The organism is Capnocytophaga genosp. AHN8471 (assembly GCF_016806945.1).
In the GTDB taxonomy this organism is placed as follows: Bacteria; Bacteroidota; Bacteroidia; order Flavobacteriales; family Flavobacteriaceae; genus Capnocytophaga; species Capnocytophaga periodontitidis.
The window spans coordinates 19318-45062 of record NZ_JAESPJ010000026.1 but is presented as its reverse complement, the minus strand read 5'-3'; the positions used below and the strand labels follow the sequence as shown (position 1 = coordinate 45062).

General features: G+C 39.7%; 32 protein-coding genes and 1 pseudogene. 27 read left to right on the top strand and 6 right to left on the bottom strand.

The genetic code is table 11. From position 1 onward, the window contains the following. The first annotated feature begins 51 nt into the window (after nt 1–51). From JMN12_RS10860 to JMN12_RS10840, 5 genes are all read left to right on the top strand, one after another. Nucleotides 52–519: a hypothetical protein gene (locus JMN12_RS10860; RefSeq protein WP_002679273.1), complete on the top strand. Its 468-nt coding sequence runs from the start codon at nt 52–54 to the stop codon at nt 517–519. A 19-nt stretch (nt 520–538) separates the two neighbouring features. After that, the gene (locus JMN12_RS10855; RefSeq protein WP_009413461.1) at nt 539–715 is read left to right on the top strand and encodes a hypothetical protein; all 177 of its coding nucleotides are present in this window, start codon (nt 539–541) and stop codon (nt 713–715) included. A gap of 1 nt (nt 716) precedes the next feature. Further along, nucleotides 717–1193 carry a hypothetical protein gene (locus tag JMN12_RS10850; protein WP_203139143.1) on the top strand — a complete coding sequence of 159 codons (477 nt, stop codon included), beginning with the start codon at nt 717–719 and terminating at the stop codon, nt 1191–1193. A gap of 8 nt (nt 1194–1201) precedes the next feature. After that, a complete protein-coding gene (locus JMN12_RS10845) occupies nt 1202–2140 on the top strand; it encodes an SIMPL domain-containing protein (RefSeq protein ID WP_203139142.1) in 939 nt (312 codons plus the stop codon). Between the two features lie 204 nt (nt 2141–2344). Next, nucleotides 2345–2521 (top strand): hypothetical protein, encoded by a 177-nt coding sequence (locus tag JMN12_RS10840; protein WP_203139141.1) that lies wholly within the window; start codon nt 2345–2347, stop codon nt 2519–2521. Between the two features lie 26 nt (nt 2522–2547). Here the strand turns inward: JMN12_RS10840 and JMN12_RS10835 are convergent, their stop codons facing one another. Then, a complete protein-coding gene (locus tag JMN12_RS10835; RefSeq protein ID WP_203139140.1) occupies nt 2548–4128 on the bottom strand; it encodes a Na+/H+ antiporter in 1581 nt (526 codons plus the stop codon). 56 nt (nt 4129–4184) lie between these two features. Between JMN12_RS10835 and JMN12_RS15600 the strand changes: the two are divergent. The 20 genes and pseudogenes from JMN12_RS15600 to JMN12_RS10735 all read left to right on the top strand — a co-directional run. After that, nucleotides 4185–4334 (top strand): annotated as a pseudogene (locus tag JMN12_RS15600) (semialdehyde dehydrogenase); the annotation flags it as partial. 61 nt (nt 4335–4395) lie between these two features. Then, nucleotides 4396–5772, top strand: a complete 1377-nt coding sequence (locus JMN12_RS10825; RefSeq protein WP_203139139.1) for a DHA2 family efflux MFS transporter permease subunit — start codon at nt 4396–4398, stop codon at nt 5770–5772. 77 nt (nt 5773–5849) lie between these two features. Continuing rightward, nucleotides 5850–6266: a ribose 5-phosphate isomerase B gene (gene rpiB / locus JMN12_RS10820; RefSeq protein ID WP_203139138.1), complete on the top strand. Its 417-nt coding sequence runs from the start codon at nt 5850–5852 to the stop codon at nt 6264–6266. A 308-nt stretch (nt 6267–6574) separates the two neighbouring features. Continuing rightward, on the top strand, nt 6575–7663 hold the full coding sequence (locus JMN12_RS10815) for an Abi family protein (RefSeq protein WP_238423893.1): 1089 nt from the start codon (nt 6575–6577) through the stop codon (nt 7661–7663). Nucleotides 7664–7774: 111 nt separating this feature from the next. Continuing rightward, entirely contained in the window at nt 7775–8827 is a 1053-nt protein-coding gene (locus JMN12_RS10810) for a ThiF family adenylyltransferase (protein WP_203139136.1), read from the top strand. Nucleotides 8828–8859: 32 nt separating this feature from the next. Further along, nucleotides 8860–9273 (top strand): EamA family transporter, encoded by a 414-nt coding sequence (locus tag JMN12_RS10805; RefSeq protein WP_203139135.1) that lies wholly within the window; start codon nt 8860–8862, stop codon nt 9271–9273. Between the two features lie 159 nt (nt 9274–9432). Continuing rightward, entirely contained in the window at nt 9433–10374 is a 942-nt protein-coding gene (locus JMN12_RS10800; RefSeq protein ID WP_203139133.1) for a DUF6268 family outer membrane beta-barrel protein, read from the top strand. Between the two features lie 49 nt (nt 10375–10423). Next, a complete protein-coding gene (locus JMN12_RS10795) occupies nt 10424–11503 on the top strand; it encodes a sensor histidine kinase (protein ID WP_203139131.1) in 1080 nt (359 codons plus the stop codon). Further along, a complete protein-coding gene (locus JMN12_RS10790; RefSeq protein WP_203139129.1) occupies nt 11500–12192 on the top strand; it encodes a LytR/AlgR family response regulator transcription factor in 693 nt (230 codons plus the stop codon). Before JMN12_RS10795 ends, JMN12_RS10790 begins: the two co-directional genes overlap by 4 nt. A 51-nt stretch (nt 12193–12243) precedes the next feature. Continuing rightward, complete coding sequence (locus tag JMN12_RS10785; RefSeq protein ID WP_203139127.1) at nt 12244–12675, top strand: hypothetical protein; 432 nt, start codon at nt 12244–12246, stop codon at nt 12673–12675. A gap of 160 nt (nt 12676–12835) precedes the next feature. Beyond that, nucleotides 12836–13285 (top strand): hypothetical protein, encoded by a 450-nt coding sequence (locus JMN12_RS10780; RefSeq protein ID WP_203139126.1) that lies wholly within the window; start codon nt 12836–12838, stop codon nt 13283–13285. A 216-nt stretch (nt 13286–13501) separates the two neighbouring features. Further along, on the top strand, nt 13502–14320 hold the full coding sequence (locus tag JMN12_RS10775) for an alpha/beta hydrolase (protein WP_203139125.1): 819 nt from the start codon (nt 13502–13504) through the stop codon (nt 14318–14320). Between the two features lie 44 nt (nt 14321–14364). Further along, on the top strand, nt 14365–14859 hold the full coding sequence (locus JMN12_RS10770; protein ID WP_203139124.1) for a 3'-5' exonuclease: 495 nt from the start codon (nt 14365–14367) through the stop codon (nt 14857–14859). Between the two features lie 57 nt (nt 14860–14916). Beyond that, nucleotides 14917–15273: an MmcQ/YjbR family DNA-binding protein gene (locus JMN12_RS10765; RefSeq protein ID WP_088595183.1), complete on the top strand. Its 357-nt coding sequence runs from the start codon at nt 14917–14919 to the stop codon at nt 15271–15273. Nucleotides 15274–15281: 8 nt separating this feature from the next. Next, a complete protein-coding gene (locus tag JMN12_RS10760; RefSeq protein ID WP_198473420.1) occupies nt 15282–17774 on the top strand; it encodes an excinuclease ABC subunit UvrA in 2493 nt (830 codons plus the stop codon). Nucleotides 17775–17930: 156 nt separating this feature from the next. Then, nucleotides 17931–18680 (top strand): helix-turn-helix domain-containing protein, encoded by a 750-nt coding sequence (locus tag JMN12_RS10755; protein ID WP_203139384.1) that lies wholly within the window; start codon nt 17931–17933, stop codon nt 18678–18680. 76 nt (nt 18681–18756) lie between these two features. Then, nucleotides 18757–19134 carry a VOC family protein gene (locus JMN12_RS10750; RefSeq protein ID WP_198465545.1) on the top strand — a complete coding sequence of 126 codons (378 nt, stop codon included), beginning with the start codon at nt 18757–18759 and terminating at the stop codon, nt 19132–19134. A gap of 175 nt (nt 19135–19309) precedes the next feature. Further along, nucleotides 19310–19864 carry an NAD(P)H-dependent oxidoreductase gene (locus JMN12_RS10745; protein ID WP_198465546.1) on the top strand — a complete coding sequence of 185 codons (555 nt, stop codon included), beginning with the start codon at nt 19310–19312 and terminating at the stop codon, nt 19862–19864. 62 nt (nt 19865–19926) lie between these two features. Continuing rightward, nucleotides 19927–20379 carry an EVE domain-containing protein gene (locus JMN12_RS10740; RefSeq protein WP_198465547.1) on the top strand — a complete coding sequence of 151 codons (453 nt, stop codon included), beginning with the start codon at nt 19927–19929 and terminating at the stop codon, nt 20377–20379. After that, complete coding sequence (locus tag JMN12_RS10735; protein WP_198465548.1) at nt 20354–20803, top strand: MarR family winged helix-turn-helix transcriptional regulator; 450 nt, start codon at nt 20354–20356, stop codon at nt 20801–20803. Before JMN12_RS10740 ends, JMN12_RS10735 begins: the two co-directional genes overlap by 26 nt. Nucleotides 20804–20939: 136 nt before the next feature. Here JMN12_RS10735 and JMN12_RS10730 read toward each other — a convergent pair whose 3' ends face one another. Then, nucleotides 20940–21317, bottom strand: a complete 378-nt coding sequence (locus tag JMN12_RS10730) for a winged helix-turn-helix transcriptional regulator (protein ID WP_016420173.1) — start codon at nt 21315–21317, stop codon at nt 20940–20942. Nucleotides 21318–21411: 94 nt separating this feature from the next. Here JMN12_RS10730 and JMN12_RS10725 point away from each other — a divergent pair, with 94 nt between their 5' ends. After that, nucleotides 21412–21957: an NAD(P)H-dependent oxidoreductase gene (locus tag JMN12_RS10725; RefSeq protein ID WP_009419375.1), complete on the top strand. Its 546-nt coding sequence runs from the start codon at nt 21412–21414 to the stop codon at nt 21955–21957. Nucleotides 21958–22024: 67 nt separating this feature from the next. On the opposite strand, the gene JMN12_RS10720 is transcribed toward JMN12_RS10725, so the two are convergent. Beyond that, nucleotides 22025–22348, bottom strand: a complete 324-nt coding sequence (locus tag JMN12_RS10720; protein WP_016478853.1) for a winged helix-turn-helix transcriptional regulator — start codon at nt 22346–22348, stop codon at nt 22025–22027. A gap of 134 nt (nt 22349–22482) precedes the next feature. Here JMN12_RS10720 and JMN12_RS10715 point away from each other — a divergent pair, with 134 nt between their 5' ends. After that, the gene (locus JMN12_RS10715) at nt 22483–22899 is read left to right on the top strand and encodes a nuclear transport factor 2 family protein (RefSeq protein ID WP_095910642.1); all 417 of its coding nucleotides are present in this window, start codon (nt 22483–22485) and stop codon (nt 22897–22899) included. Nucleotides 22900–22969: 70 nt separating this feature from the next. Here JMN12_RS10715 and JMN12_RS10710 read toward each other — a convergent pair whose 3' ends face one another. Genes JMN12_RS10710 through JMN12_RS10700 form a run of 3 tightly spaced genes read right to left on the bottom strand, consistent with a single transcriptional unit; the run spans nt 22970 to nt 25686 of the window. Beyond that, nucleotides 22970–23572: an alpha/beta hydrolase gene (locus tag JMN12_RS10710; RefSeq protein ID WP_095910643.1), complete on the bottom strand. Its 603-nt coding sequence runs from the start codon at nt 23570–23572 to the stop codon at nt 22970–22972. Next, nucleotides 23541–24431: a hypothetical protein gene (locus JMN12_RS10705; RefSeq protein ID WP_203139123.1), complete on the bottom strand. Its 891-nt coding sequence runs from the start codon at nt 24429–24431 to the stop codon at nt 23541–23543. The genes JMN12_RS10710 and JMN12_RS10705 overlap by 32 nt, the downstream gene beginning before the upstream one ends. Before the next feature lie 19 nt (nt 24432–24450). After that, on the bottom strand, nt 24451–25686 hold the full coding sequence (locus JMN12_RS10700) for a ketopantoate reductase family protein (protein WP_203139122.1): 1236 nt from the start codon (nt 25684–25686) through the stop codon (nt 24451–24453). Nucleotides 25687–25745: the final 59 nt, after the last annotated feature.

Sequence of the window (25745 nt, the reverse complement as noted above, 5' to 3'; positions counted from 1 at the left end):
ATAAAAACTCTTATATAAGTAACTAACATCAATTATTTTATTAATAGACATATGAAAAAGATGAGTTTTATAGCTCTTTTGGTGCTATCTCTCGCTGCCAATGTAGTATTGGTACGCAAATTATTTGTAGGAAATACCCAAGTAATTGAAGGTGACTCACGTATAAGTATAGTGGTAAGTCAGCCGAACCGTGATTTTGTGATGAGCGAAATGCGCAATTTTGTAGAAACCTTACATCAAATCAATATGGGAATTGAGCAAAACGATTCCTCACTGATAGTGGAAGCAGCACGCAGTTCAGGAGGTTCGGTAGCACATCACGCTCCTGCAGGACTCATAGCTTCTATCCCTATGGGATTCAAAACTATAGGTTTCGATACGCACGCTAAATTCGATAGCATTGCCAATAGCGCCGAAAAGAACTTCGACCCTAAAGTTACACAACAACAAGTAACTGCCCTACTCGGCAACTGTGTAGCCTGCCACCGCAGCTACCGTATGGATGTGAAGAAGGATTAGTGAAAACACATAATACACTATGAATTTGAACATATTCATTACCCTACACCTTTTAGAGAAACGCCAAAAAACCTTTGGGAGTACGCTGAGGACAATCCTTTTGTTTCCTCTGGCAATTGTAGGGGATATGTGTTTGTTGATAGCTTATTTGGTAGCTTTGATAGTGAGCAACATACTTGAAAAATACAATAATTAAAATGAAAAAACTTTTTTTACTGGTATGTGTATGGACAACACTCCCTGCTGTAGCGCAAACCTCGAAAGACAAAACCCTGATTATAGATATGAGTTACCTCAAACAAGGTAGTAGTTACGGACAGTTAGGAGTGCATCTCAACTGTTATGACAGCAATAAGTTGGCACTATCAGTGGGACTTGCGGGCAACTTCCGTTCGGAAAACGGATTAGTCGCTATCCCCGAAGCACAAATTTCGGCGTGGATCAGAGCTGATGACTCTCACAGTGGTTTTATAGATATCCCTGTGCTAATGTTACGTCCTCAACTGAATTTCTCCCCTTATTACTTCGCCCCCGAAGCAGGCATCCAAATTTTTATTTTCTACGTAAAAGCAGGCTACGCATTCCCTTGGGGTAAAATGAGTGACAACTATCCTTTTGACACGGGTAAATTCCGCTTTTCAGTAGGAGCTATTATACCGCTAAATATTAAATAAAAAATAATATGAAACATCTCTTTTTCTCCGTAGCCCTTGTGAGCACAATGCTCGGTTTTGGGCAGGCCTCAGGAAACCTCAATTACCAAAACAGAGGCCGAAATAGCTTGAATAACAACGACTATTCTCTTGATTTCCCTACCAATTACGAAATGGTAGTCTCAGCCAAGGGACTGGCTAATATCAAAGCCGATGCTTTTGTGGCGATCTTCAGTGTGGTACAGGTAGGCAAGAGTGCTGAAGAGGCTACCTCCCTAATGAGTCAGCGTCTTTCGCCTGTGCTCTCTGCCCTAAAGGCTAAGAATATGGAGGCTTTTGTAGATATGATCTCCTTTGTGCCTATGTACGAATACGAGACCGAGAAGAAAGTCTTTAGCAAGCGCACCTACAATGAAGTACCTATAGGCTTTGAACTCAAGCAAAACCTACATATCAAAATCAATGAAGCCTCCCGACTCAATGAGTTAATCACTCTACTGGCTAATAACGAGATTTACGACCTTGTACGTATGGACTACTACAGTAGCCAGTTAGAGACGGTAAAAAAAGAACTGAAGGACAAGGTAAAATCTGCCTTTGCTGAAAAACAAAAGGCCTATGAAACTACCCTTGGGGAAAGCTTTGCCTCCGCTGAAAAGAAGGTTGTTGATGGTTTTTTGTACATTTCCCCTACTGAACAATATAGTAGCTACGAAGCCTATAGTAGTGCATCCTTACAAGGCAAGCGAGCAGGCAATGTCGTGCAAGCCAACAAGTCTACTACTCAGTATTACCGACCTATTGCTAACCGAGATTTTGATGTGGTGCTCAACCCTATTATCGTAGAACCTATGATACAAGTAGTCTATGAAATAAAAATGAGTATAAATCGCCCTGATAAATATAAAAATAAAGAGGCACTATTGCTCACCCCTGCTGGCGAACTCAAGAAGATAAACTTGCCTTAGCTGATACCCTCAAAATACTCTTGTAATTCATCGGTTACAACCGATGAATTACCAACTTAATATGTATCAATAACTTTGTAGTAGTGGTAAGCGATATAGAAGATTCTTTTTTTGAAGAAAGTATAGAGTTCAGGTGTCAGGTTTTAGGTATTAGTTTTGTCGCAAAAATACACTTTTTTGCGACAAAATAACAACTTATTTTATATGGAAAGCACTGATAAAGATTATCAAAACGCGGGAGGAATATTGAGAAATGGCTTTTTGGTAGAAATTCAATCGCCCGAAACTACCAAATTTGAGGTGTATAATAGTGTTTATCCTTACTTTGCAAGCCTTATCGGATTGTATAATCCTAATGCTGATATAGAAAAATACGAATAATGATATTCAAAAAACATTCCTATAATTCACCCTTCCCATACTTCCCATTTTTCTTCTTCTAAATTCAACTGTCGGTGGAAATTGCGTATTTGCTCCTCATCAATACGTGGGTTCTTATTCAGTTGTTGTAATATTTCTCGCTGATGATGCAAAATAGCAACGTATTTCTTTCGCACTTCAGGGGTAGTATTGCATTTAGGCATATCGAGTTGGTATTGCCATATATCTTTCTGATTCTGTAATAGAAAACTATCAGTTATTCCTTCTTTGTAATGCTTTTGCATATAATCTAAAGCAGCTTGCGCTAAAGATTTCCGAATAAGGCTCTCAGCTTCGGCTTCAGGAATATGGTCTTTATAATCAGGAAATTTTGCCCATCGGATAAGCGCCGGCAAACTAAGTCCTTGTACAAGTAGGGTTGCCAATATCACTATAAAAGTAATGTAGAGAATAAGGCTGCGATGCGGAAAAGGCTCGCCATTCTCTAAAGTTAGAGGAATAGAAAGTGCTACCGCTAATGAAAGCACCCCGCGCATTCCTGCCCAACCTAATACCAAAGGCACCCGAGCTCCAGGATTACGCTCATCGGCAACGGTGATAAAGCGTTTCATTATTTGGGTAATGAGTACTGCCCCATAAGATGATAGCAGTCGCACCCCTACCACTACCCCTGTGATGAGCAGTCCGTAGTTGGTAGCAGTGGCAAGACTCATTCCTTCGGCTTCTATACCCTCAAGCACTTCAGGCAAGGCAAGACCTATCAACATAAAGGCAAGACCATTGAGTATAAAACCTAAAACACCCCATACCGCAACCCCTTTGTTACGTGTGGAGGTAGCAAAAATATTAGTAAGATGCAGTGACATATATATACTGCCTGCCACTACTGCCAACACCCCCGAAGCACCCACTTCGTTTGCTACAATATACATTATATAAGGTGCTATAAGTGAGAGGATAACATCCATATTAGCATCAGTAGGGAGATATTTATACATTTTGCTCATCACCCAAGCGATAGCCAAGCCTATAAGTGACCCAGCAACAACTACCCAAAGGAAATTCAATGCTATATCCGTCCACACCAGCTGACCGGTAGTAACTACTAAAGCTGCAAATCTAAATAAAATCAGTGAAGAGGCATCGTTCAGCAAACTCTCGCTTTCTATTATCGTTGAAATACGTTTAGGTACCTTCACAAAATTCATAATCGCTGAAGCACTCACGGCATCGGTAGAGCCTATCACTCCTCCTAAAAGAAACCCTAAGGCTAATGAAAATCCTGGAAATACCATATTAGCCACCCACGCCACCGCAGCCGCTGTAATAAACACTACGATAAAAGCAAAACTAAAGATAATGCGTCGCCATTTCCACATCTCTTTTAGCGATATCGAGAAAACATCAGCATATAAAAGTGGCGGCAAGAAAATGATGAGCACCAAATCGGGGTTGAGTGTAATGGTAGGTATATTAGGGATAAGACTAATCGCTAAACCTCCTAAAACCAACAGAATAGGGTAAGCCACTTTAAGTCGGTTAGCCAGCATTATAAGCAGCATAATAGCCACCATCAAAAGCAATAAGTAAGAGAAGTATTGTACCATAGTTCATTAATTATGAGGCGACAAAAATAGTAAAAAATACTTTTCATTCATAACCGATGAGTATTTTTTTGTATCTTTGCAACCTATACAGCACAACAAATTATTTCTTAACTCTTATCTCTTACCTAAAAATGAAAGCCCTTATCATCGGCGCTACAGGCGCTACTGGAAAAGATTTAGTAACACAACTTTTAACCGACGACACTAATTGAATTTATTTAAAGGTAGAAATACCATACTTTTATAACGCTATTAAATAAGCTTGTAATGAACACCGAAAAAATTAGTCCAGCACTCTTAGGAATTATCTTAGCAACAGGCATTATGTCTTTCGCAGGTATTGTAAGCGAAACAGCTATGAATGTTACTTTCCCTACCCTGATGAAGGAATTCCATATCAATACCTCTACTGTGCAATGGCTCACTACGGGCTATCTGCTTGTGTTGGCTCTCACCATTCCCGTATCGTCTTTTTTAAAACACAACATTTCAATGCGCACTCTCTTTCTCAGTGCGATAAGCTTGTTTATTTTGGCTACCTTATTATGCTATTTTGCTCCCACCTTCTGGATATTGCTCTTAGGGCGTGTGTTACAAGGCGTAGGTACAGGCATAGCCCTCCCTCTGATGTTCAATATCATTTTAGACCGTGCTCCTAAAAGTAAATTAGGGCTCTGTATGGGTATCGCCTCTCTCATTTCGGCAATGGCTCCAGCTGTAGGCCCTGTTCTTGGTGGCTATATTATTGATGCATATGGCTGGCGAGTTATTTTTTTAGTACTTTTACCCTTACTCTTTTTCTCGTTAGCATTAGGTTTCTTCCTTCTAAAACATAATGATATTCCTACTGAGAAAACCAAATTCAACACTTTTGATTACCTACTCATAGTCTTCAGCTTTACCTCCTTTATCTTAGCCACCGAAAAAGCCTCCTCTCACGGGTGGACAAGTATTGTAGTGTTATCACTTTTAGGTATTTCAGCTTTAACCTTATATACCTTTGTATACCGTTCGGCACAGACACCGCAACCTCTTATACACTTATCCGTATTCTCCCACCGCAGGTTTGTGCTTAGTATAGCCGTAATTTTAGTTTGCCAATTCAACGTGTTAGCATTAGGTTATTTAATACCCAATTACGCTCAAATCACATTGGGAACAACGGCTTCTGTTGCTGGATTCTTGCTCTTCCCAGGTTGCTTAGTAGGAGCTTTTTTAGCTCCTATCAGTGGTAAATTGTTAGATACTTTTGGGGCAAAAAAGCCTATACTTATAGGTAGTATATTGCTTATCATAGCTTTAGCCTTATTTACTGTCTTTGGCAAGACACTTACCACAGCAATGTTCATCGGGTTTTATGTGTGTTTTACCATCGGACAAGGTTTTGTGGTAGGAAATACTCTTACCTACGGATTAGCCAAGCTTCCTACCTCCCTCTCTGCCGATGGCAATGCAGTGGTCAACACTTTACAACAGTTAGCAGGAGCAGTAGGCACTTCTATAGCAGCCTCCTTAGTGGCTTCAGCGCAAACCAACTTCGCACTTGCTGAAGGTACAGCAAAAGGTAGTTGGTATACTTTTATGTTGCTCTGCACACTTTCAGTATTTGCCTTTATCTGTGCTTACAGAATGTTTAAGGAGTAAATAGAAATCTCCATCCTTTGTAAAATATTTTTTTCGTATATTTGCAACTTAATAAATCTCTTAAATAAAAAACTAAAATGAAAATAGCCATTGACCACGCAGGAGTCGATTATAAAAAAGCCATTGTAGCTTTTTTGGAAAGTAAAGGAATAGAAGTACTCAACTACGGCACCGATACCTCTGAAAGTGTAGACTACCCCGATTTTGGTCACGCCGTAGCCAAAGCCTTAGAAGAAAACAAAGCCGACCTTGGTATTGTGATTTGCGGTAGTGGTAACGGCATTGCAATGACCGCCAATAAGCACCCTCACATCCGCTGTGCAGTTTGCTGGACAAAAGAGCTCTTTGCTCTTGCCCGTGCCCATAACAATGCCAATGTGCTGAGCATTCCCGCCCGCTTTACCGCCATTGAGCAAGCCGTAGAAATAGCCAATACCTTTCTCAACACCCCTTTTGAAGGCGGTCGCCACGAAAGAAGAGTAAAGAAGATTTAAATCGCATTTGCGTCGCTACACTTTGCCAAAGTTTGAAACTTTGGCAAAGTTATTAATCTCTTCATTATTAAATAATTTAGTTATATTATTTTGCTATTCTTTGTTTTTCTTTTACTTCTAAGGGGCTCTTTTTCCCTAAATTAATTTTGTATGTTTGCTCTATTTTTATATCAGATAAGTTTTTTTTGACTTCAATTATAATGATCAATAAACACCCATAGTTGATAACTCTGTTGATAACTTATTTTTAAACCTGGTTAAAAAAGCTTTTTATTCTGTAACTTTGCACCCAAATAAAAAAACATTTTATGAAATTTAAAACAAAAAGTTTAGACCTATCTGCTAGTCTCAGTTTTATCAAGCATTATCTTGATTCGCATAATGTATCTATCGAACTTTTCAATTCTAAAAAGGATTTGGACGCAATGCAGGCAAGTTTTAATAAAAAAAGGAAAGGACTCCTCTATATTACAAAAAAAGGAGGAGTTTTTCAAACAAAAAAACAGAAAAAAAACACCATTATGGGAAAAGAAGTAAAAACTATTGAGGAGCAAATTGCTATTCTCAAAACAAGAGGTATGCATTTTGACAATGAAGAAAAAGCGAAGGAAATTCTCAGAGATGTGGGCTATTATCGCTTAGGATTTTATTGGTTCTATTTTCAAGAGAATAGCAAAAATCATATTTTTGCTGAAAATACTCAATTTTCAACAATTATGGATTTGTATTATTTAGACATGGATTTTAGGCACCTGTTAATTAAGGTGTTGAGTAGAATAGAGATTAATCTACGAACTCAGATAATCTATATTGTGTCTTCTTCTTATAAAGATAAACCTGTTTGGTTTGCAGATCCTAAAATTATGAAAAAGGAGTTTATTCGTAAATTACCTAAATATTATACTGAGTCCTTTAAGCAACAAAATAAAGTAATTTCAAGGCATCATAAAAAATACACTAATGATAAATATGCTCCTGCTTGGAAAACTTTGGAGTTTATGACTTTAGGAAGTATCTATAAAATATTTAAGGCGTTGAAAGACAATGTTATTAAAGAAGAAATAGCTGACTACTATGGTATAAAGAACATTGAAATATTTGATAATTACTTTAGAGCGATTGTTTATATTCGAAACATTTGCTCTCATACTAGAGTTCTGTTTGATCTTAATACTTATTTTCCCATTAAATCAAGTAAAGTTTGTCCTATTGCACAAGAAGAAAGGAACTCTCTGAATGCTATCATAAAAGTAATACATTACTTTTTGAGTGTTATTTCAAAAAATAGAGCAGAAGATTTGAGAAAAAGTATAAAAAGTCTTGTCTCAAATTATATTGAAAATGAAGCTATTACAAAAATAGTAAGAGAAAAAATGAAAATTTCATTGCAAGATTAAAAATATTTTCTACCTTTGCAACGTAGAAAGTGTCCTTGCAGACAAGCACTGTTATCGGCACTATAAAAGCGAATTATAAGCCCCTTCCTTTGCGATGGGGCTTTTTTTAATATGAATAATCATTGGTTAGAACGTACAGAGCTTTTAATTAAACAACAAGGTATTACCACTCTGCAAAATGCCCATATCCTCATTGCAGGCTTAGGGGGCGTAGGCTCTTATGCTGCCGAATTTGTAACTCGTGCAGGCGTAGGAGCTCTCACTATTGTCGATGCTGATACCGTTTCCCTCTCTAATATCAACCGCCAGTTGCCCGCCCTTCATTCTACGATAGGGCAAGCCAAAACCGAAGTGATGAGAGCACGTCTTTTGGATATCAACCCCGAGCTGAAACTCACCGTCATTCACGAATTTCTCACCCCTGAGCGCGCTTGGGAAATCGTAACGCCCAACTTCGATTATGTTATCGACTGTATCGATAGTATTACCCCTAAGCTGAACCTTATTCTTGCAGCTAAACGCAAACACATAAAGCTCGTGAGTTGTATGGGCGCTACAGGCGCTACTGGAAAAGATTTAGTAACACAACTTTTAACCGACGACACTTATAGCGAGGTGCATTGCTTCGTGCGCAAACCTTTAGCCCTCTCCCACCCCAAGTTACACGCTCACGAGGTCAATTTCGATACCCCTGAGGCGTGGGCAGATTTGTTGCATGGCGATGTAGCTTTCTCTTGTTTGGGTACTACCTTAGCCGTTGCAGGTAGTAAAGAAGCCCAATGGCGCGTGGATTACGACTATCAGTACGCCTTTGCCCAGCAGTGTAAAGCTAATGGGGTACCTACCTTTGTACTCGTCTCGGCAGCAATGGCAAATGCACAGTCTAAAATGTTCTACAACCGTATGAAAGGACAGTTAGAGGACGCTGTGAAAGCACTTGGTTTCTCGCGCTTGCTCATTTTCCAACCCTCAGTATTAGTGCGAAAAGGGTCGGATAGAAAAGGAGAGCAATTGGGTCTCAAAATGATTGTTCTCCTCAACAAAATAGGACTCTTCAAGCGTTACCGCCCTATGCCAACAGCTGTTCTTGCTCAGAGAATGCGTAAAGAAGTTGCTACTGCGAATAAGGGTATACATACTTTTACTCTTGATAAAATCTTTTGATAGAGATCAACAATAAATGATAAATCAATATTATGTGGCTCATTTACGCACTATTATCAGCTGTATTTGCCGCTCTTACTTCTATTCTTGCCAAAATAGGGATTGAGGGTGTCAATTCTAATCTCGCTACAGCCATTAGAACCTTAGTGGTAGTCGCTTTAGCGTGGGTAATGGTCTTCCTTACCCAACAGGGCTGTGGTTTAGCACACATCAGCAAGAAAAGTTGGCTCTTTCTAATCCTCTCAGGACTTGCAACTGGGTTTTCGTGGTTATGTTATTACAAAGCCTTACAAATGGGAGTCGTTTCTAAAGTAGTAGCTGTAGATAAGATTAGTATTGTCCTTACGTTTATCTTAGCTGTTTGCTTCTTACACGAAGCCTTTACTCTCAAATCATTAATAGGCATTGCACTTATCGCCATTGGTACCTTAGTGATGGTGATATGAACAATAATATTTCATTAACTTTGCCAAAGCCTAAGGGCTTTGACAATGTGTATTATTAGTATAGTAATTCCCGCTTTTGGTATAGAAAAACAACTCTTTTTCTTCTAACAATCTTTTTTTCTGTACTTTTGCCACTGTAATACTTAAATCTTTATTATAGTGAAAGAGATAATAACTTTTATAGCACTGCTCTTTGTAGTAAGTGTTTCAGCGCAAATCAGTGTAAAAGCAGAGTATATAAGCAATTCCAAGTTCTACGATGCAGTAAGCGACAGCAATATAGGCGATGGTTCGGCTATGATTTACTCTGTGGGAGCAATGGTTCCCCTCTCTATGCAAGCCCCTGAGGATGAAGACCTTTACCAACGACCTACCGTATGGGGTGTAGGGCTTAACGGCACTTTTGTAAAGATGAACAATCACAACTTTCCTATCGGAAAAGAACTACCTTCAGAGGTAATGAACCTCGGTGTGAGCGCTATTCATCTCCGCCCTTTAAAAACACGTTGGTCTATGCTTATGGCACTCGGTGCAGGAAGCTATACCCCCGAAAATCGTCTTTCGTCTATTCACATAGGTGAAAATGTAGTAGCCAATGGTGCTTTTATACTTGTATGGCACTGTCGACCTAATATCGAAATAGGAGGTGGGGTAGCGCTGAACAATAGTTTCGGTTACCCTATGGTGTTCCCTGCATTTTATTTTAAATACAATGGTGCTTTTAGCGATAAATTTACTATTGAAGTAGGGAGTATCGATGGGCTAAAAGTTGCCTTAGGGTATAACTACCGCGAAAACCTCGACTTTAAATTAATAGCTAATATGGGAGGATATTCCGCTTACCTCAGGCGCAATGGAGAAAAGGAAATATTCAGTCAGCAGACTTTTATTGTAGGTTTGCAACCTGAGTTCAAGATAGGTAAACACGTGAGTATTCCACTTACTGTAGGGGGAAGTTTTATCCGCTCAGGGCGTTATAGAGAGCGCAAACTCAGTGCAATGTTCGCCTCTGAAGCTAAAAATGAAGATGGCACTTCTCGCTCCAGTCAGTTTAACCCTGCTTTTTACCTTTCGGCAGGGATTACAATCGGAGGAAACTAATAATAGGCTTCAAAAACCTAAAAAGGTATGACTTTACCAAATAGAAACTATGAACGAAAATCCCTATATATTTCTAAAAAACAATCTCTTCTTACAGTTTCTTATTGCCGATAGATATCGCATCTATAGGCATATAACTGCTTGTGTATCATTACTATTGTTTTTCCTAATCACTAAAGAATGGGGAGCGTACGAAGGCTTTGTTGACCACTTGGATTGGATAGAGAGATGTATGATTATCACAGTAGCTTTTTACCTAAATATCTATGTGCTTATTCCGCGCTTTTTGTTTAGGGGAAAGCTTGTTACTTACACCTTTAGCCTTATAGGGATACTTTTCATCTGTCAAGTGATTACCTACTACCTAAATGCCGTTATATGGAGAGAGTATATTATCAGTGAAGACCTAAAAAAAGCAATGGCACTGCCCATTCCTACCCTATTTATCTTTTCATTATTGAGTTTATTGCCCTTTATAATGCTATCCACACTCATAAAAATATTCCAATTGTGGATAAAAAGCACCGAAAAGATGCAAGAATTAGAACAACAAGCTGCCAAAAGTGAGCTACAAGCCCTCCGTAGCCAGATACAACCACACTTTTTGTTCAATATGCTCAATAGTATCAACACATTGTTGTATATCGACCCCGAAAAAGCTTCGTACACCCTCACAAAATTATCCGATTTCTTGCGACATTTACTCTACCAATCACACGAAGAACGAGTTTTCCTCTCTTCTGAATTGCGTTTTCTCTCCGATTTTCTCTCTTTGGAAGCAATGCGCCGTGATGATTTTACTTATGAGATTACCTACAACGAAAAGAATATACAAGGTATACAACTGCCTCCTAATATACTGCTTATCTTAGCTGAAAATGCCGTAAAACACAGTGTTGACAGTCTCTCCCCTACTTATATTTATATGAAATGTGAGGAAAAAGAAGGACTTCTACACTTTTCAGTACGCAATTCCGTACCTTTGCAACCTAATCCTCAACAAAAATTCAGCGGTATAGGATTAACTAACCTCCGCCGGCGGTTAGAACTGCTCTATGGCGATCGTTTTAGCTTGTCACAAGAGCGTTTACCACAAGAATATATAGTAACCTTAGCTCTACAACTATGAATTGTTTGATAATAGACGATGAACCCTTAGCCCGTATCGGTATGGAGCGCCTCATCAGGCAATACAGCAACTTGAAGGTAGTTGGTACTTTCAAAAATGCAGTAGGTGTTGCCGACTTTCTGAAAAAGAACGAAGTACACCTACTCTTTTTGGATATAGAGATGCCTGGTGTAAACGGCTTGGAGTTCGCTAAAACCTTACCCGAACAAACTTTGGTAATATTTACTACCGCCTACAGCCAATATGCCTTAGACAGTTATGAAGTAGATGCTCTCGACTATTTAGTGAAACCCATCACCCCTGAGCGCTTCAAAAAAGCCGTTGCCAAAGCCGAAAGTTACCACCAATTGCTCACTCAGCAGAAAACCGACTTTGAAGCTACCGATACGCAATACATCAGTATCCGCGCCAACAGACGCAATTACCGTATCCCTCATAACGATATCCTATATATAGAAGCATTGAAAGATTACGTGATTATCCACACCTTCACCGACCGCTACATCACGTGGATTAATCTCAAAAACATACACAGCCAGCTCCCCGATTCGGTATTTGTACGCGTTAATAAGAGTTATGTAGTGAATATACAACACATTACTTCCTACACCCACCAATTTGTGTATATAGGGGATACCGAAATCCCTATTGGCAGAGCGTATGAAGTAATTAACAAATTTGGAAATTAGCAAATTATTCACTACTTTTGCACTCATCATTCGTCATTCGTCATTAAAATTATGCCTCATACCTCTTCATTATTTTGCAAAGCAATTATAATAGAGACTATAATTGTTGTTATTTCAGTATATATATTAGGAATAATCTATGGAGGAACAGATGCCGCCGATTCAATTATAGGGATTATCTTTATCCCCCTACTTGCAGGAGTAATTCCCTCTTTCTTAATAGCTAAAATCATAGAAAAGTACATAAAACTCACTTCTAAAAACGCAATAATAGGTGTTCTTCTATTTTTTGTACTCACCTTTATTTCTGTAAATATAGGCGCCATAGTTTTCAGTTTTTTAGAAGATGGTAAATGGATTGATAGACATCATTTATATGAAATACGAGAAGCATTCTTATATTCCTGTGGTATACAAACCTTAGGGGTAGCCATTTGGTTAGGAATAAAACTCGATAAAATCAAGCAATCCTCTAAAAATTAACCTGTAAAAACTCTGCTATATTTTCCTTTACCTGAACAAATGAATACTTTCATAACCTTAGACTTTGAAACTTTTTAAGTAAGAAGAAGTTAATTATCACATTAACTAATTTGCTAATTATTTTCGTATCTTTGCCCCTAAATCATCAAATACAAATCCAATGAAAAAGATTTTTTTATTCTGTTTAGCCCTTGTGGGCTTTGTAGCTACAGCTCAAACATACGAATTTAAAGTCGTAACTGCTGTAGAATCGGTCGTACCTTATGGAATCGGTCGTTCTCGTTTGATCTCAACTAACGATGAGCGCAATTACAAAGATTTTACCACCACCCGCTCCGAAGACGGGGATGAACGTAACAAAAGCGACCGTGATGAGATTCGTGTCAAAGGTTTTGACGAAACCAAGTTGCTAAACTTCTTTAACCTCGGAGGGATTCGCTTTCAGAATATCGCTGCCAACGATGCCCTTATCGCTTCCAAACTCAATGCAATGAGTGAAGAAGGATGGGAGCTCGCCTTTGTTACCAGTGGTGTAGAAAGTAATTCAGGTAAAGACGATTCTACAGGGCTTTTTATCACCCGCTTTGTTTTCAAACGATTGAAAAAGTAGTCTTCAAAATTAGTAAACGTAAAATTGTCAATTTCGTAAAAATTTATCTTCCACATTACCCAGCAGCGCCAACTCGCTGGTTTTGTGGAAGATTAAAATACTTTGCTGATTTTTAAACAATTACTTACGTTGAACTCTCATTATTTATCACAGAGTCATTTCAAATGGATAACTATATAGTCCCCGTAAAATAATAAACACTAAATATCAGATAAGATGAAAAAAGTATTGACTTTATTGTTCTTAACGACGTTTTTTTGGGCTAATGCCAAAACTGAACCCATAGAAATACAAGGTGCGGTAGGCAAACTCCGAGGGGTGCTTACTACTCCCGACAATTTTAACCAAAAGAAAATCCCCGTGGTGATTATGTTTCACGGTTTTACTGGAAATATCAACGAGAAAATAAACATTACTATAGCCGAAACCCTTGCTAAAGAAGGCATTGCTTCTGTACGCTTCGACTTCAACGGGCACGGGAAAAGCGATGGCGACTTCGAGAAAATGAGCCTCGATAACGAATTAGAAGATGCGCGCCGTATTGTTCAGTATGTTGAACAACTGCCTTTTGTGAGTAAAATAGGCATCTATGGTCATTCGCAAGGAGGACTGATTTCTATACTGCTCAGTTCAGAACTCGGCAAGAGCAAAATCAAGGCAGTAGCAATGCTAGCTCCAGCAGTTATCATTCACGATAATATGCTACAAGGGGCTTTTTTTGGCACTACTTTCGACCCTCTAAATGTACCCGATAAGGTGAGCCTCTTCTCAGGCAAAATTACCGTAGGCAAAGAGTATATTCTTTCAGGGCAACGCATAAAGCCTTTTGAAGCCGCTAAGCGTTACAAAGGAAAGGTAAAAATCATTCACGGAACAGGTGATAGAGCAGTACCCTACTCGTATAGTGAATATCTTTTGTATTTCTACAAAAATGCCGAATTAGCAATCATCTCAAAAGCCGATCACGTTTTCTCTAACCAAGAAGATATCCCCGCCACTGAGGTAAGTCAATGGATGAAAAAACAACTTAAATAACGTGAGTTCAATATAACACTGTCTTTACTTGTTACCTGAATAAAATGAACACTTTCGCAGCTTTAGACTTTGAAACCGCCAACCAATACCGCAGCAGTGTCTGCAGTATCGGACTTGTTTTTGTAGAAAATAATGAGATTATTGACACTTATTATCAACTGATTAAACCTGCACCAAACTTTTATAGTTATTTTAACACCCAAATACACGGTATTTCGCAGCGCGACACCGAAAATGCATCACTCTTCCCCGAAGTATGGGCAGAAATATTGCCAAAAATAAAAGATTTACCTCTCGTTGCTCACAATAGTATGTTTGATGAAGGCTGTTTGCGGGCTGTATTAGCTTATTACGAGCTACCGCAACACACCAATCCTTTCTTTTGTACTTTAAGGGCAGCACGCAAGAGCCTCCCTCAGCTTGCGAATCACAAGCTAAACACCGTATCCGCTTATTTTGGTTTTGATCTCAAGCAACATCACCACGCCTTAGCCGATGCCGAGGCTTGCGCACATATCGCTTTAGAACTTTTCAAGTGAGACCTTAAAAAAACTAATGTCAATTATAAACCCTAAACTGTCCGTGGGGCTCACACTATGAATATAGAAGAATTTAGAGACTTTTGCCTATCCCTGCCTGATACGTATGAGAAAATGCCCTTTTCGGGGTTCTTTAAAAATGCTGATTCAATCTTAGTTTTTTATGTGGGTACAAAGATGTTTTGCTTCTTTGATATCAATAAGTTTGACAAATGCACGCTCAAATGCAACCCCGATGAGATAGAACAACTCAAAGCAAATTATCAGGCAGTAGAAGACCCTTTTAACCTAAGCAAAAAGTATTGGGTGGGGATCCGTTTCAATGAAGATATGCCCGATGATAAAATCAAGGCTTATGTAAAACAATCGTATGATTTAGTAGCTTCTTCACAGAAAAACAAATTAGTAAAATAATGACAACTATGAAAAAAGAAAAACCTAAACGCCCCAAAAATATTGAAGTTCGAGGGGCTAAAATACATAACCTCAGGAATATAGACGTCGATATACCCCTCAATAAGATTGTAGGGATTGCAGGCGTATCGGGCTCTGGCAAATCATCTCTTGCCTTAGGAGTTCTCTATGCCGAAGGCTCACGAAGATACTTAGAATCGCTTTCTACCTACACAAGACGACGAATGACGCAAGCCGAACGCGCTGAGGTAGACGACGTGCGCTACGTGCCAGCCTCCTTAGCACTGCACCAGCGCCCTACGGTACCTGGTATCCGCAGTACTTTCGGCACAATGACCGAATTGCTCAACAGCCTCCGCCTGATGTTCTCAAGGCTTGCCAATCACTGTTGCCCTAACGGACACTATGTAAAACCTTCGTTTGCTGTAGCAGCTATGCAAGAAATCACCTGCCCCGAGTGCCACGAACATTTCTACGGACCTGGGGCTGAAGATTTAGCTTTCAACAGTCGTGGGGCTTGCCCTACCTGTGGCGGAATAGGAACCGTCAGAACGGTAGACGAAAGCAAGTTAGTCCCCGATCAAAACCTCACTATCGACGAAGGAGCAGTAGTGGTATGGGGCACCCTGATGTGGTCACTTATGAAAGATGTATGCCGCGAAATGGGCGTGCGTACCGATGTGCCTTTCAAGGATTTAACCCCCGAAGAAAAAGAAATAGTCTACCACGGGCCTGCTGAAAAGAAACATATATTCTACCTAAACCCCAAAACAGGACAAACTGCCGAAATGGATTTTACTTACTACAGTGCTGTGTATAGCGTACAAAACGCTTTGGCTAAGGTAAAAGACGATAGCGGAATGAAACGCCTCGAGAAGTTCCTAAAAGAAGACGTTTGCCACGACTGCCGCGGCACAAGGCTTTCTCCAGCGGCACGTGCCCCACGCCTTAGGGGCATTGGCTTAGACCAAGCTACGGCTATGACGCTCGATGAGTTAATGGTTTGGGTAGCAGGCGTCCCCGATTCATTAGAAGAAGCTATGCGCCCAATGGCTAAAAACATCTGCGAAGCCTTTACCGATACCGCCCACCGCCTCATCGATTTAGGCTTGGGATACCTCTCCTTAGACCGTGCAGCAGCTACCCTTTCCACTGGCGAACGCCAGCGCGTACAGCTTGCACGCGCTGTACGCAACCGCACTACTGGGGTGCTCTATGTGTTAGACGAACCCTCTATCGGGCTACACCCTCACAACCTCAAAGGCTTAACAGGGGTGATGGACGACCTCATAGCCGACGGCAATTCGGTGATATTGGTAGACCACGATACCCAAGTACTTACTCACGCCGATGAGATTGTAGAAATGGGCAAAGGCGCAGGGACTAATGGCGGAACCGTCATCGCACAAGGAACGGTAGATGAAATAACACAAAATAAGGAATCGGTAATAGCACCTTACTTATCGCAAGAGAGCAAACTGCCAGCAGAACTCCCAAAAAACGAACTCTTTTCTATGGGAAACATACACCTCTCTACCGATGCTATACACACCGTACACCCTTTAGAAGTCGAATTTCCAAAGGGGAGACTTACAGTAGTTACAGGGGTTTCGGGCTCAGGCAAAACTACTTTAGTGTTAGAGAGCCTAATTCCCGCTTTAGAGGCAAACGCTATGGGGAAGAAATTACCTCAGCACATCAAATCGGTAAAAGCAGAAGGTATTCGTCAGGTAAAGCTCATCGATGCTACCCCTATAGGTATCAATGTTCGCTCTACGGTAGCTACCTATGCCGGTATTCACGACGAACTCCGTAAGATTTACGCCAAAACCCTCGATGCCAAACAGTGCGGCTATAAGGCAGGCGACTTCTCCTACAATACAGGCGACCTCCGTTGCCCTACCTGCGACGGCACAGGGCAAATATCCTTAGATGTGCAGTTCCTCCCCGATGTTGATATTGTGTGCCCTGATTGCAAAGGGAGCAGGTACAAGCGCGAAGCCTATAAAGTATTTCGCACCGCCAAGAATGGCGAAAAATACAGTCTACCCCAGCTGATGAGTATGAGTATAGACCAAGTAATAGAGGTAACTACCGATTTGAAGTTAGTAAATCAAAAACTACAAGTGTTACAACAGTTAGGATTAGGCTATTTGTCGCTTGGCGAAGATACCCCAGGGCTTTCAGGCGGAGAAGCCCAACGCCTTAAGTTAGCCAGCGAAATGGGTAAAGGACAGAGCGATACCGTTTTCGTATTTGATGAACCCACCATAGGGCTACACCCGCAAGATGTACGTGTGCTGCTCGGTGTTTTTCAGAGCCTCCTTAGCTTAGGAGCTACCGTGATAGTGATTGAACACGATTTAGACGTCATTCGCAATGCTCATTATATTATCGATATGGGTCCCGGTGGCGGTGCCGCAGGCGGAAGAATCGTAGCACAAGGCACCCCTCAATCAGTAAAGAATAATGCCAATAGTATTACAGGAAAATATCTATAAACCTAGTAAAATTATAAAAATCCCCGCTGGTAGGCTTTGCCTACCAGCGGGGATTTTTATAATAATTAACACATTTGCCAATTGGCTAATTATTTCTATCTTTGCCCTTCATCAATAGCAAACAACGTGTTATCACTTCGCTCCTATTATCACCCTATGCAATCCGTTATTCCTGCAGAAGAAAAAGAGGTTACCTATACCGAGTTTCTTCCGTGTGAGGCTTTGCACTCGTTTATCTATTGCTATTGGGAACTGAAATCACCTCCGCGTAACACACCTTTTTGTTACCGAGTAGTTGCCGATGGTTGTATAGACCTATTTTTCAACTGTAACGCCCCGCAGATGAGTTCCGTTATGGGCTATTGCAATACGTATGTAGAGTTTCCCATAACGGGTGCCTTTCACTATGTGGGAGTTCGCTTTCTGCCCAGTGCTTTTCCGCTTCTTTTTGGTCAGGATGCTTTTGAAATCAGCGCACAAGAAATCCCCTTGCGCGAGGTAGTTCCTGCTTTGGCTACTTTTATAGCCGAACAATTGGAAGCTCCTCTTTCATTACCTGACATTGCACAATGCTTAGACAACTATTTTCTCCGTCACCTATCACAACGCCCTTTGCAGATGGACAAACGCTTTTTCTCGGCACTTTTTCAGATATTACAGAGCAAAGGCAGCATACACATCAGTGAGTTAGATACCGGTATCAGCCCCCGACAGTTGCGCCGCCTTTTCGACTACTACATAGGCGATAGTCCTAAAACTTTTAGCAATATTGTGCGTTTTCAGCATATACTAAGCGCAAAAGCCTATCACAACCATTCCTTTTTAGACACTTATTACGACCAAGCCCACTTTATCAAATCGTTTAAAACATTCTATGGCGATACGCCGAGTAAGGTGTTAGGCTGAAAAATGTCCGTTTTTTACAATCGTATTCCCTGCGCTTGCGGTACTTTTGCCCCCGAATAACAAATACATTATCAGAATGAAATTAAACGCAGGTATTATCACCGAGAAATTAGCCGAGAGCAAAGTTTTCTACACCCAAGTATTGCAATTTGGTGTTACTTTCGAAAACGACTTTTATTTGCTGTTGCACACCCCTAATCACGAGGCAGAAATCAGTTTTTTGTTGCCTAATCACCCTTCGCAACAGCCTCTCTTCCAAAAACCTTTTACCCAACAGGGCGTATACCTCACCATTGAAGTAGAGAATGTAGACGACTATTACTACAAGTTAAAAGAGCAGGGCGTACCCATTGCCATAGCGCTTCGCGAAGAGCCTTGGGGCGACCGCCATTTTGCTATTATAGACCCCAATGGCATCGGGATAGATATCGTAACCTATTCCGCACCTGAATAAAAATGAAAATCCCTGCTGAAAGAAAAATCTACTAGCGGGGATTTTTTATATCCCCAACTCGTAGTAATACCTACACCTTAAAAAAATATTTATAAAATAATATATAATAAGTTTGCTTATTATATAGAAACATATTACCTTTGCGCCCGAATAAAGAAGTAAATTTAAATTATATATGAATGTTTTAATTATCAACGGGCATCCTTCTATGGAGACGTCCAACGCCAATAAGGCTATTTTAGAAGAAGTAAAACGCTTGCTCCCTGAGGCTGAAGTAAGTAACTTGCAAGCCCTTTACCCTAACTATCAAATTGATGTAACTGCCGAACAAGCTAAACTTGTAAAAGCAGATATAATAGTATGGCAATTCCCCGTGAATTGGTATTCGCTTCCCGCCTTGCTAAAAAAATGGTTAGACAACGTATTTTCACACGGCTTTGCTTATGGCGACAACAAGCTGATGGGCAAGAAACTCATCCTTTCTTTCACTACCGGAGCACCTGAAGAGGCTTACCAACACGGTGGCGCACAGAACTATCCGTTTACCGATTTCCTCAATATTCACCGCCAAACTGCCAATCATTGCAAATTGCTATTCCAAGAGCCTGTAATCTCTTACGGAATGAAGTACATTCCAGAGGTAATGCCCAAAGAAGCACTTACCACCTTGCAACAAAGAGCCAAAGAGCACGCCACTCGATTGGTTGCGCAAATCAAAGAATTAAACTAAGTTTGCAATTGATAAAAATTGCCGTGTGGCAGTGTGTCACACGGTTTTTATTCCATTTATAAATGAAAAACAGACCTATCAAATATTGGATTGTAGTGGCAAGTCGCGACCACGTACAAATGGGCGTTGCGGGAGGATTTGCCCAAGCCTGCCACGGCAAGGCACAGCCTTTGAAACGTATGAAAGAGGGAGACGGTATTCTCTATTACTCTTCCAAACGCTATTTTGGAAAAGAAGACAAATGCCAATCCTTCACGGCTATTGGCAGAGTGAAAGACGAGGAAGTCTATGCCTTTCAGATGAGTGAAAATTTCTGTCCGTTTAGGAGAAATATTACTTTTGTAGACTGCGAAGAAACGCCTATAGCCGACCTTATCGAGCTATTGGACTTTATCCCCAACAAAAAGGCGTGGGGATATCCTTTTCGCTTTGGTATTTTGGAAATATCCGAAAACGATTTTAAACTCATAGCCTCTAAAATGTTACACAATGACCTCTCAGCCCTCAATTTTTAATTTGAAAGCCGAAGAAAGCTCAGGGCTTTTACTTTGGCAGGTAAGTATGTTATGGCAACGCGGAATCAAAAAAGTGTTGCAACCTTTCGACCTTACACACCCCCAGTTTGTACTCTTGGCGAGTGCCCAGTGGTTCGCCCAACAAGGAAAGGAAATCACGCAGGTATCTTTGGCAAATTTCACCAAGATAGACCCAATGACTACCTCGCAAGTGGTGCGCACTTTGCAGAGCAAAGACCTCATCACAAGGGAAGAACACAAGACCGACACCCGCGCCAAAGTAGTTGCTATCACCGATAAAGGTGCCGAACTCATCGCGCAAGCCGTCGCTAAGGTCGAGGCTTTCGACGATGAATTTTTCAGTATTTTGGCAACCGAACAGCCCTCGTTCAACGCTCAACTGCACAAACTTTTGACGAATTAACAGAATCGTTTTGCTCCTTGCTATCCTTTATATAGGTTTTTGTTTGGGTATTAATGGAGTGAATGCTTTGAAGGAAAAAGCGGAGAATAATTGAGCAATTAGAAAATTAGAAAATTTGGAAATTAATAATTGTGTTTTATTCCGTTAGGAAAGTTCCTTTTTCAAGCACAATTTTATTTCCCCATTGGGTAAGGGCATCGAGTATAGGCAAAAAAGATTTCCCTAAGTCGGTGAGTGAATAGATAGCCACCAAAGGAGGCTTCTTACCATAGACAACTTTAGAAATAAGCTCATCGTTTTCCAATTGTTTTAGCTGGATACTCAGCGTAGTTTCGGTTACCGAATAGAGGTCTTTTTTCAGTTCGCTAAATCGCTTTTCACCTTCTTTAAGGTGATACAAAATCACGGCTTTCCATTTTCCTCCTATCAAATCCATCGCTACGGCAATGGTGCAAGGATAGGTTTTTTCTCCTAAGCGAACGCTGGGGGCAGTACACTCTATTTTTGTTTCCATAATAGTTGAAATTATAAAGTATCTATTTAGATAGTTATTGCCAGATTGAAAGTTGTACTATAATTTTGCGACAAAATTAAAAAATAATTTCAATATGGCATTAGTAATTTTAGCACACCCCCATTTTGACCAATCGATAGCCAATAAGGCTATCATAGAGGAGCTTTCTCGTAGCGACATAGATTTTGAAATCAGAAATTTATCAGCGCTATACCCTACCTTTCAAATAGATGTAAAAGCAGAGCAAGAAGCCTTACTCAAGCATCAAGAGGTTATCTTTCAATATCCTTTTTATTGGTATAATATGCCAGCGATACTCAAGCATTGGTTTGATGAGGTTTTCACGTATCAGTTTGCTTATGGTTCACAAGGAGATAAGCTCAAAGGGAAATATTTTATCCCAAGTTTTACCGTTGGGGCACCCGAAAGTGAATATCACACTTTGGGAGAACACCATTTCAAAGTATACGAGTTTTGCAAGAACTTAGCGCAAACGGCTTATTATGCGCAGATGAAGTATGTAGAGCCTCTATATTTTCACGGAACATCAGTAAATGCAGGTTATACCAAAGAGGATATAGAAGCAAAAGCCAAAGCGCAAGCCCAGCGATTGTTAGCATTTCTTTCTTCGCTGAAATAACACGCAAATTAGGATAAAAAACACCCTCCCTACTGGTAGGAAATGCTACGAGTGGGGAGGTTTTTTATTAGTTATTCTTCAAGTGGTCATTTCCAAAACGGATAATCGCTTCTATGATAGGTAAGGCTTCTTTACCTAAATCGGTAAGGGAATACTCCACTCGCGGGGGTACTTCTGGATAACTCACTTTTGCTACTAATTGATGAGTGCAGAGCGTTTTTAGTTCTTCATTAAGTACTTTTTCACTCACTTGTGGAATGGCACGCTTTAGTTCCCCATAACGATGTGTGCGCTGACTGAGATGAAACAGTATAAGCATTGCCCATTTGCTTCCCATTATTTGCATTGTTCGCCATACAGGACAGTCTTTGTTAATATTTTTTTCGTTCATCGCAATATTTTTTCTATTTGATACTGAGTAATTCTAACTTTTTTGTAAGGTGCTTACTTTCTCGTAAGTACTTGTGTGCTTGGATACAAAGGTATAATTTTGCGGTGAAATAACAAAAAAAAATTCATATAAAAATGACAAAAACAGAAATTGTACATCAGTTTTATGTCTCCTTAGCTAAAGGAGATTTTGAGAAAGTAGGCAGTTTATTAGCTGATGACTTAGTATGGCACCAACCAGGGAAAGGGGCTCTTTCCGGTAGTTACAAAGGTAAAGAGGCTGTATTCTCTCATTTAGGAAGAATGGCACAGCTCAGTGGAGGCACTTTTGCTATTGACCAAATTGATTATATCACCGAAAACGACCCTTTGGTAGCTGCTGCCGTCGCTTTTGAGGTCTTTGCTTTTGACAAAAGTATGCGAATGAGAGGTATTGATCTCTATCGGGTAGAGAACGACAAAATACAAGAGGTTTGGTTATTCTCTGAACACATAGACGAAGAAGACGCTTTTTGGACAGAAGCCCTCAGGTTATCTAACCAACAAAAATAATATTTCCCCGCTCGTAGAGAATACTATGAGCGGGGATTTTTATTTCCTAACCAGTGGCATTTGAAATGCGTTATACAAACTTCTTAAACCAATTGTCCAAAAAGATTATTTGCTCTTCTGTATGAAACCAATGTTCGCCATCATTCATAATGGTTAGAGTTGCCCCAATGCTATTTGCAAAATTCGTTATTGTTTCGAAAGAAGTTATCGTATCATTCTCAGCATAAAGAATATTTGTAGGTACATTCCAAGTTATTGGATGAGTTCTAACATAAGAAAGATATTCCCAAGATAAAGTTTCTCCAAAAGAGGTTTTGATTACTTTTTCTTCATATAGTGTTTTCTCTGATACTTTGGAGAGGATCATCATATTTAAAATGATGTGCTCCATATCTACGATTGGCGAGACAAACATAGCTTTTTTAATAGATTTATCTGCCAACGACAACATAGCATAATAAGTTCCTATACTATTGGCTATTAAGACGACACTGCTATACTGTGAGGCTATGAAGTCAAAGAATTTTGGAAATTCTTCTTTGGCTTCCCAAGGAAATTCTGATTTATAGTCAAACCCTATTACTTCATATTCATCACTAAAAAACTTTCTATAGTGATTAGCTTCTGCTGCATTTCCGCCCTTACCATGTATGTATATAACCGCATTTTTCATTTTTTATTTTCTCTATAGTTTTCGTATAAAACGTAGTAATATTAAGTCCGTATTGGGTATGTTTCCCTTTTGTAATAATTTTTTCGCCTGAGAAATAGATTTCTTGGGTATAAGTGGCGTTGTTTTTGGGAGTTTGTTCCTCTATTTCAAAAATGAGCTTATCGGCGTCTATATATTTTCTTTTCTTGTCAAGTGAAAAAGGTAATTGGGGTTCGTTAGTATCTACTCTTCCTAACATCTGAAGACCTTTATCATCGTATGCTGCATATAAAGTACTATAAACAGTGGCATCAGCTTCGTTGAGGACAGTGCCTCCATTCATCTTTAAGTTCTTTTTGTATTTGTCCTTAGTGCTTATCATAAATACTTCCGTATCTATAAAATAATCCCCGAATTGGTCGTCTAAAAAATCTAAAATAGTCGCAATATCCCTCTTTTTGAATATTTTCTTCTTTAGAAAGTGGTTGTATTCATCACTGAGTACATAACTATCTCTATTTACACGTATGATATTGGGACTTTCAACGTAAAATAAAAGTGTATGGGTGTAATTTCTATCGCCTATAAGTAGTTGTAGCTTATCGGCATCTATTTTTTTCGTAGTGAGGAAGTAGGAAAAGGCATCTTTTTGCGCTATATCCTTTGGGGTATCTTTTTGATGGACAAATAAAGTATCCTTTCTACGGTTGAAGCGCAAAAAGGTATAGTATTCAAGGCTATCCTTTCTGTCGGGGAGTAGTGAATCGGTTTCATTGTCTATGGCATAGCTTTCGCTTTGCGTTCTAAGAAGCACGCCCCTTTGTGCCCATAGTATATTTTGACCCCAAAGGACTAATAATAAAGGGAGTAGTCTTTTCATTTTATTTGCTAATTTTCCATTAGATTGGTAACTTGCTGCAATTTTTATAGAACAAAGGTGCTTCTATACCTTTTTTCTTACCTTCTTCATACACGCACTTGCATATATATAATAAGTCGGGGAGATTGTTGTGGAGGGTCATTATTTTTTGGGTGAGGATATTGTTGGCAAACATTCTTTTCATCAAAGGTGCTGAAAGAAAAGTAGGCAATTTGTAAGGTAGTAACTCGTTGTTGTAGTGTTTTAGTACCACCCCTCGTGAGGCTACTATCTTCACCGTTTCACGTATCGATTTTACGGCTTGCTTCAGTAGTTTGGCAGACTGCATTAGCTTCTCGGCTGCCTCAGTAGTTTGTGCATTATTGCTATAATTTTCCATTGTAGTACTTGCTACCGAAATAACTCCCGCATTAATAGCCAGATGTAACCATATCCATTCGAGCATATCGTAAGGGTGTTCTAAGACTATGTTGCAATCGCTAAATAGCTTTACTAAATCATCATAATTATCGATAGTAGTTTTTGCTTTGCTCTCCAGCATAAAATGGTCAAACAGACAAGCATTGAGGGTCTCACCTTCTAAGTTGCCTCCTGCTACGGGATAACCCAATACATAAGGACGATTGCCTAAGAGTTTTTCCAGATAATTCTTATCTTCCCAAATACCACAAGCAATGAGCAGTGTTCCTGTAATATGCTCTCTATTGAGTTCTTCTATTACACTTGCCAATTTTCCAGAAGGTACCGCAATAAAGATAAAATCATACTCTTTTTCTGTGGCGTGCCCAATAGAATAGCTGTCGGTATACGAAAGTCCTTTCTTGTGTCCACGTCCGTCCAAGATATGAACGTTTAAAGTGTGTATGTTATTCTTTTTACTGTCTTTTCTAAGGTAATGTGTTACTGTGTGTCCTGCTTTAGAAAACACATAGCCGTAAATAGAGCCTATAACGCCTATGCCTATTACTAAGATTTTCATAGTGTCCTTTTTATCTAAGGACAAAGGTATGAAATTATTATCATCCTCTTCTATTTCCTCAAAATACCTATCCAAATGGCATCCTATTTCCATATCTTCATCGGAAGTATTTCGTAATACCATAAAGTGACAATTTTTCTCGGCATTAACGAATACAAAATTGTGTTCGCCGAAGTACACTTGGTATCCCTCATCTACTAACGACCAAACTTCACCCGCTTTAAAGCTGAAAATATCATTTTTTATGCGATAGTTTTTACCTACTTCCAATTCCATACTATGTGATTTTTAAGCCACAAAGATAATAATAATTTAGTCAATTTTCTAATTTTCTA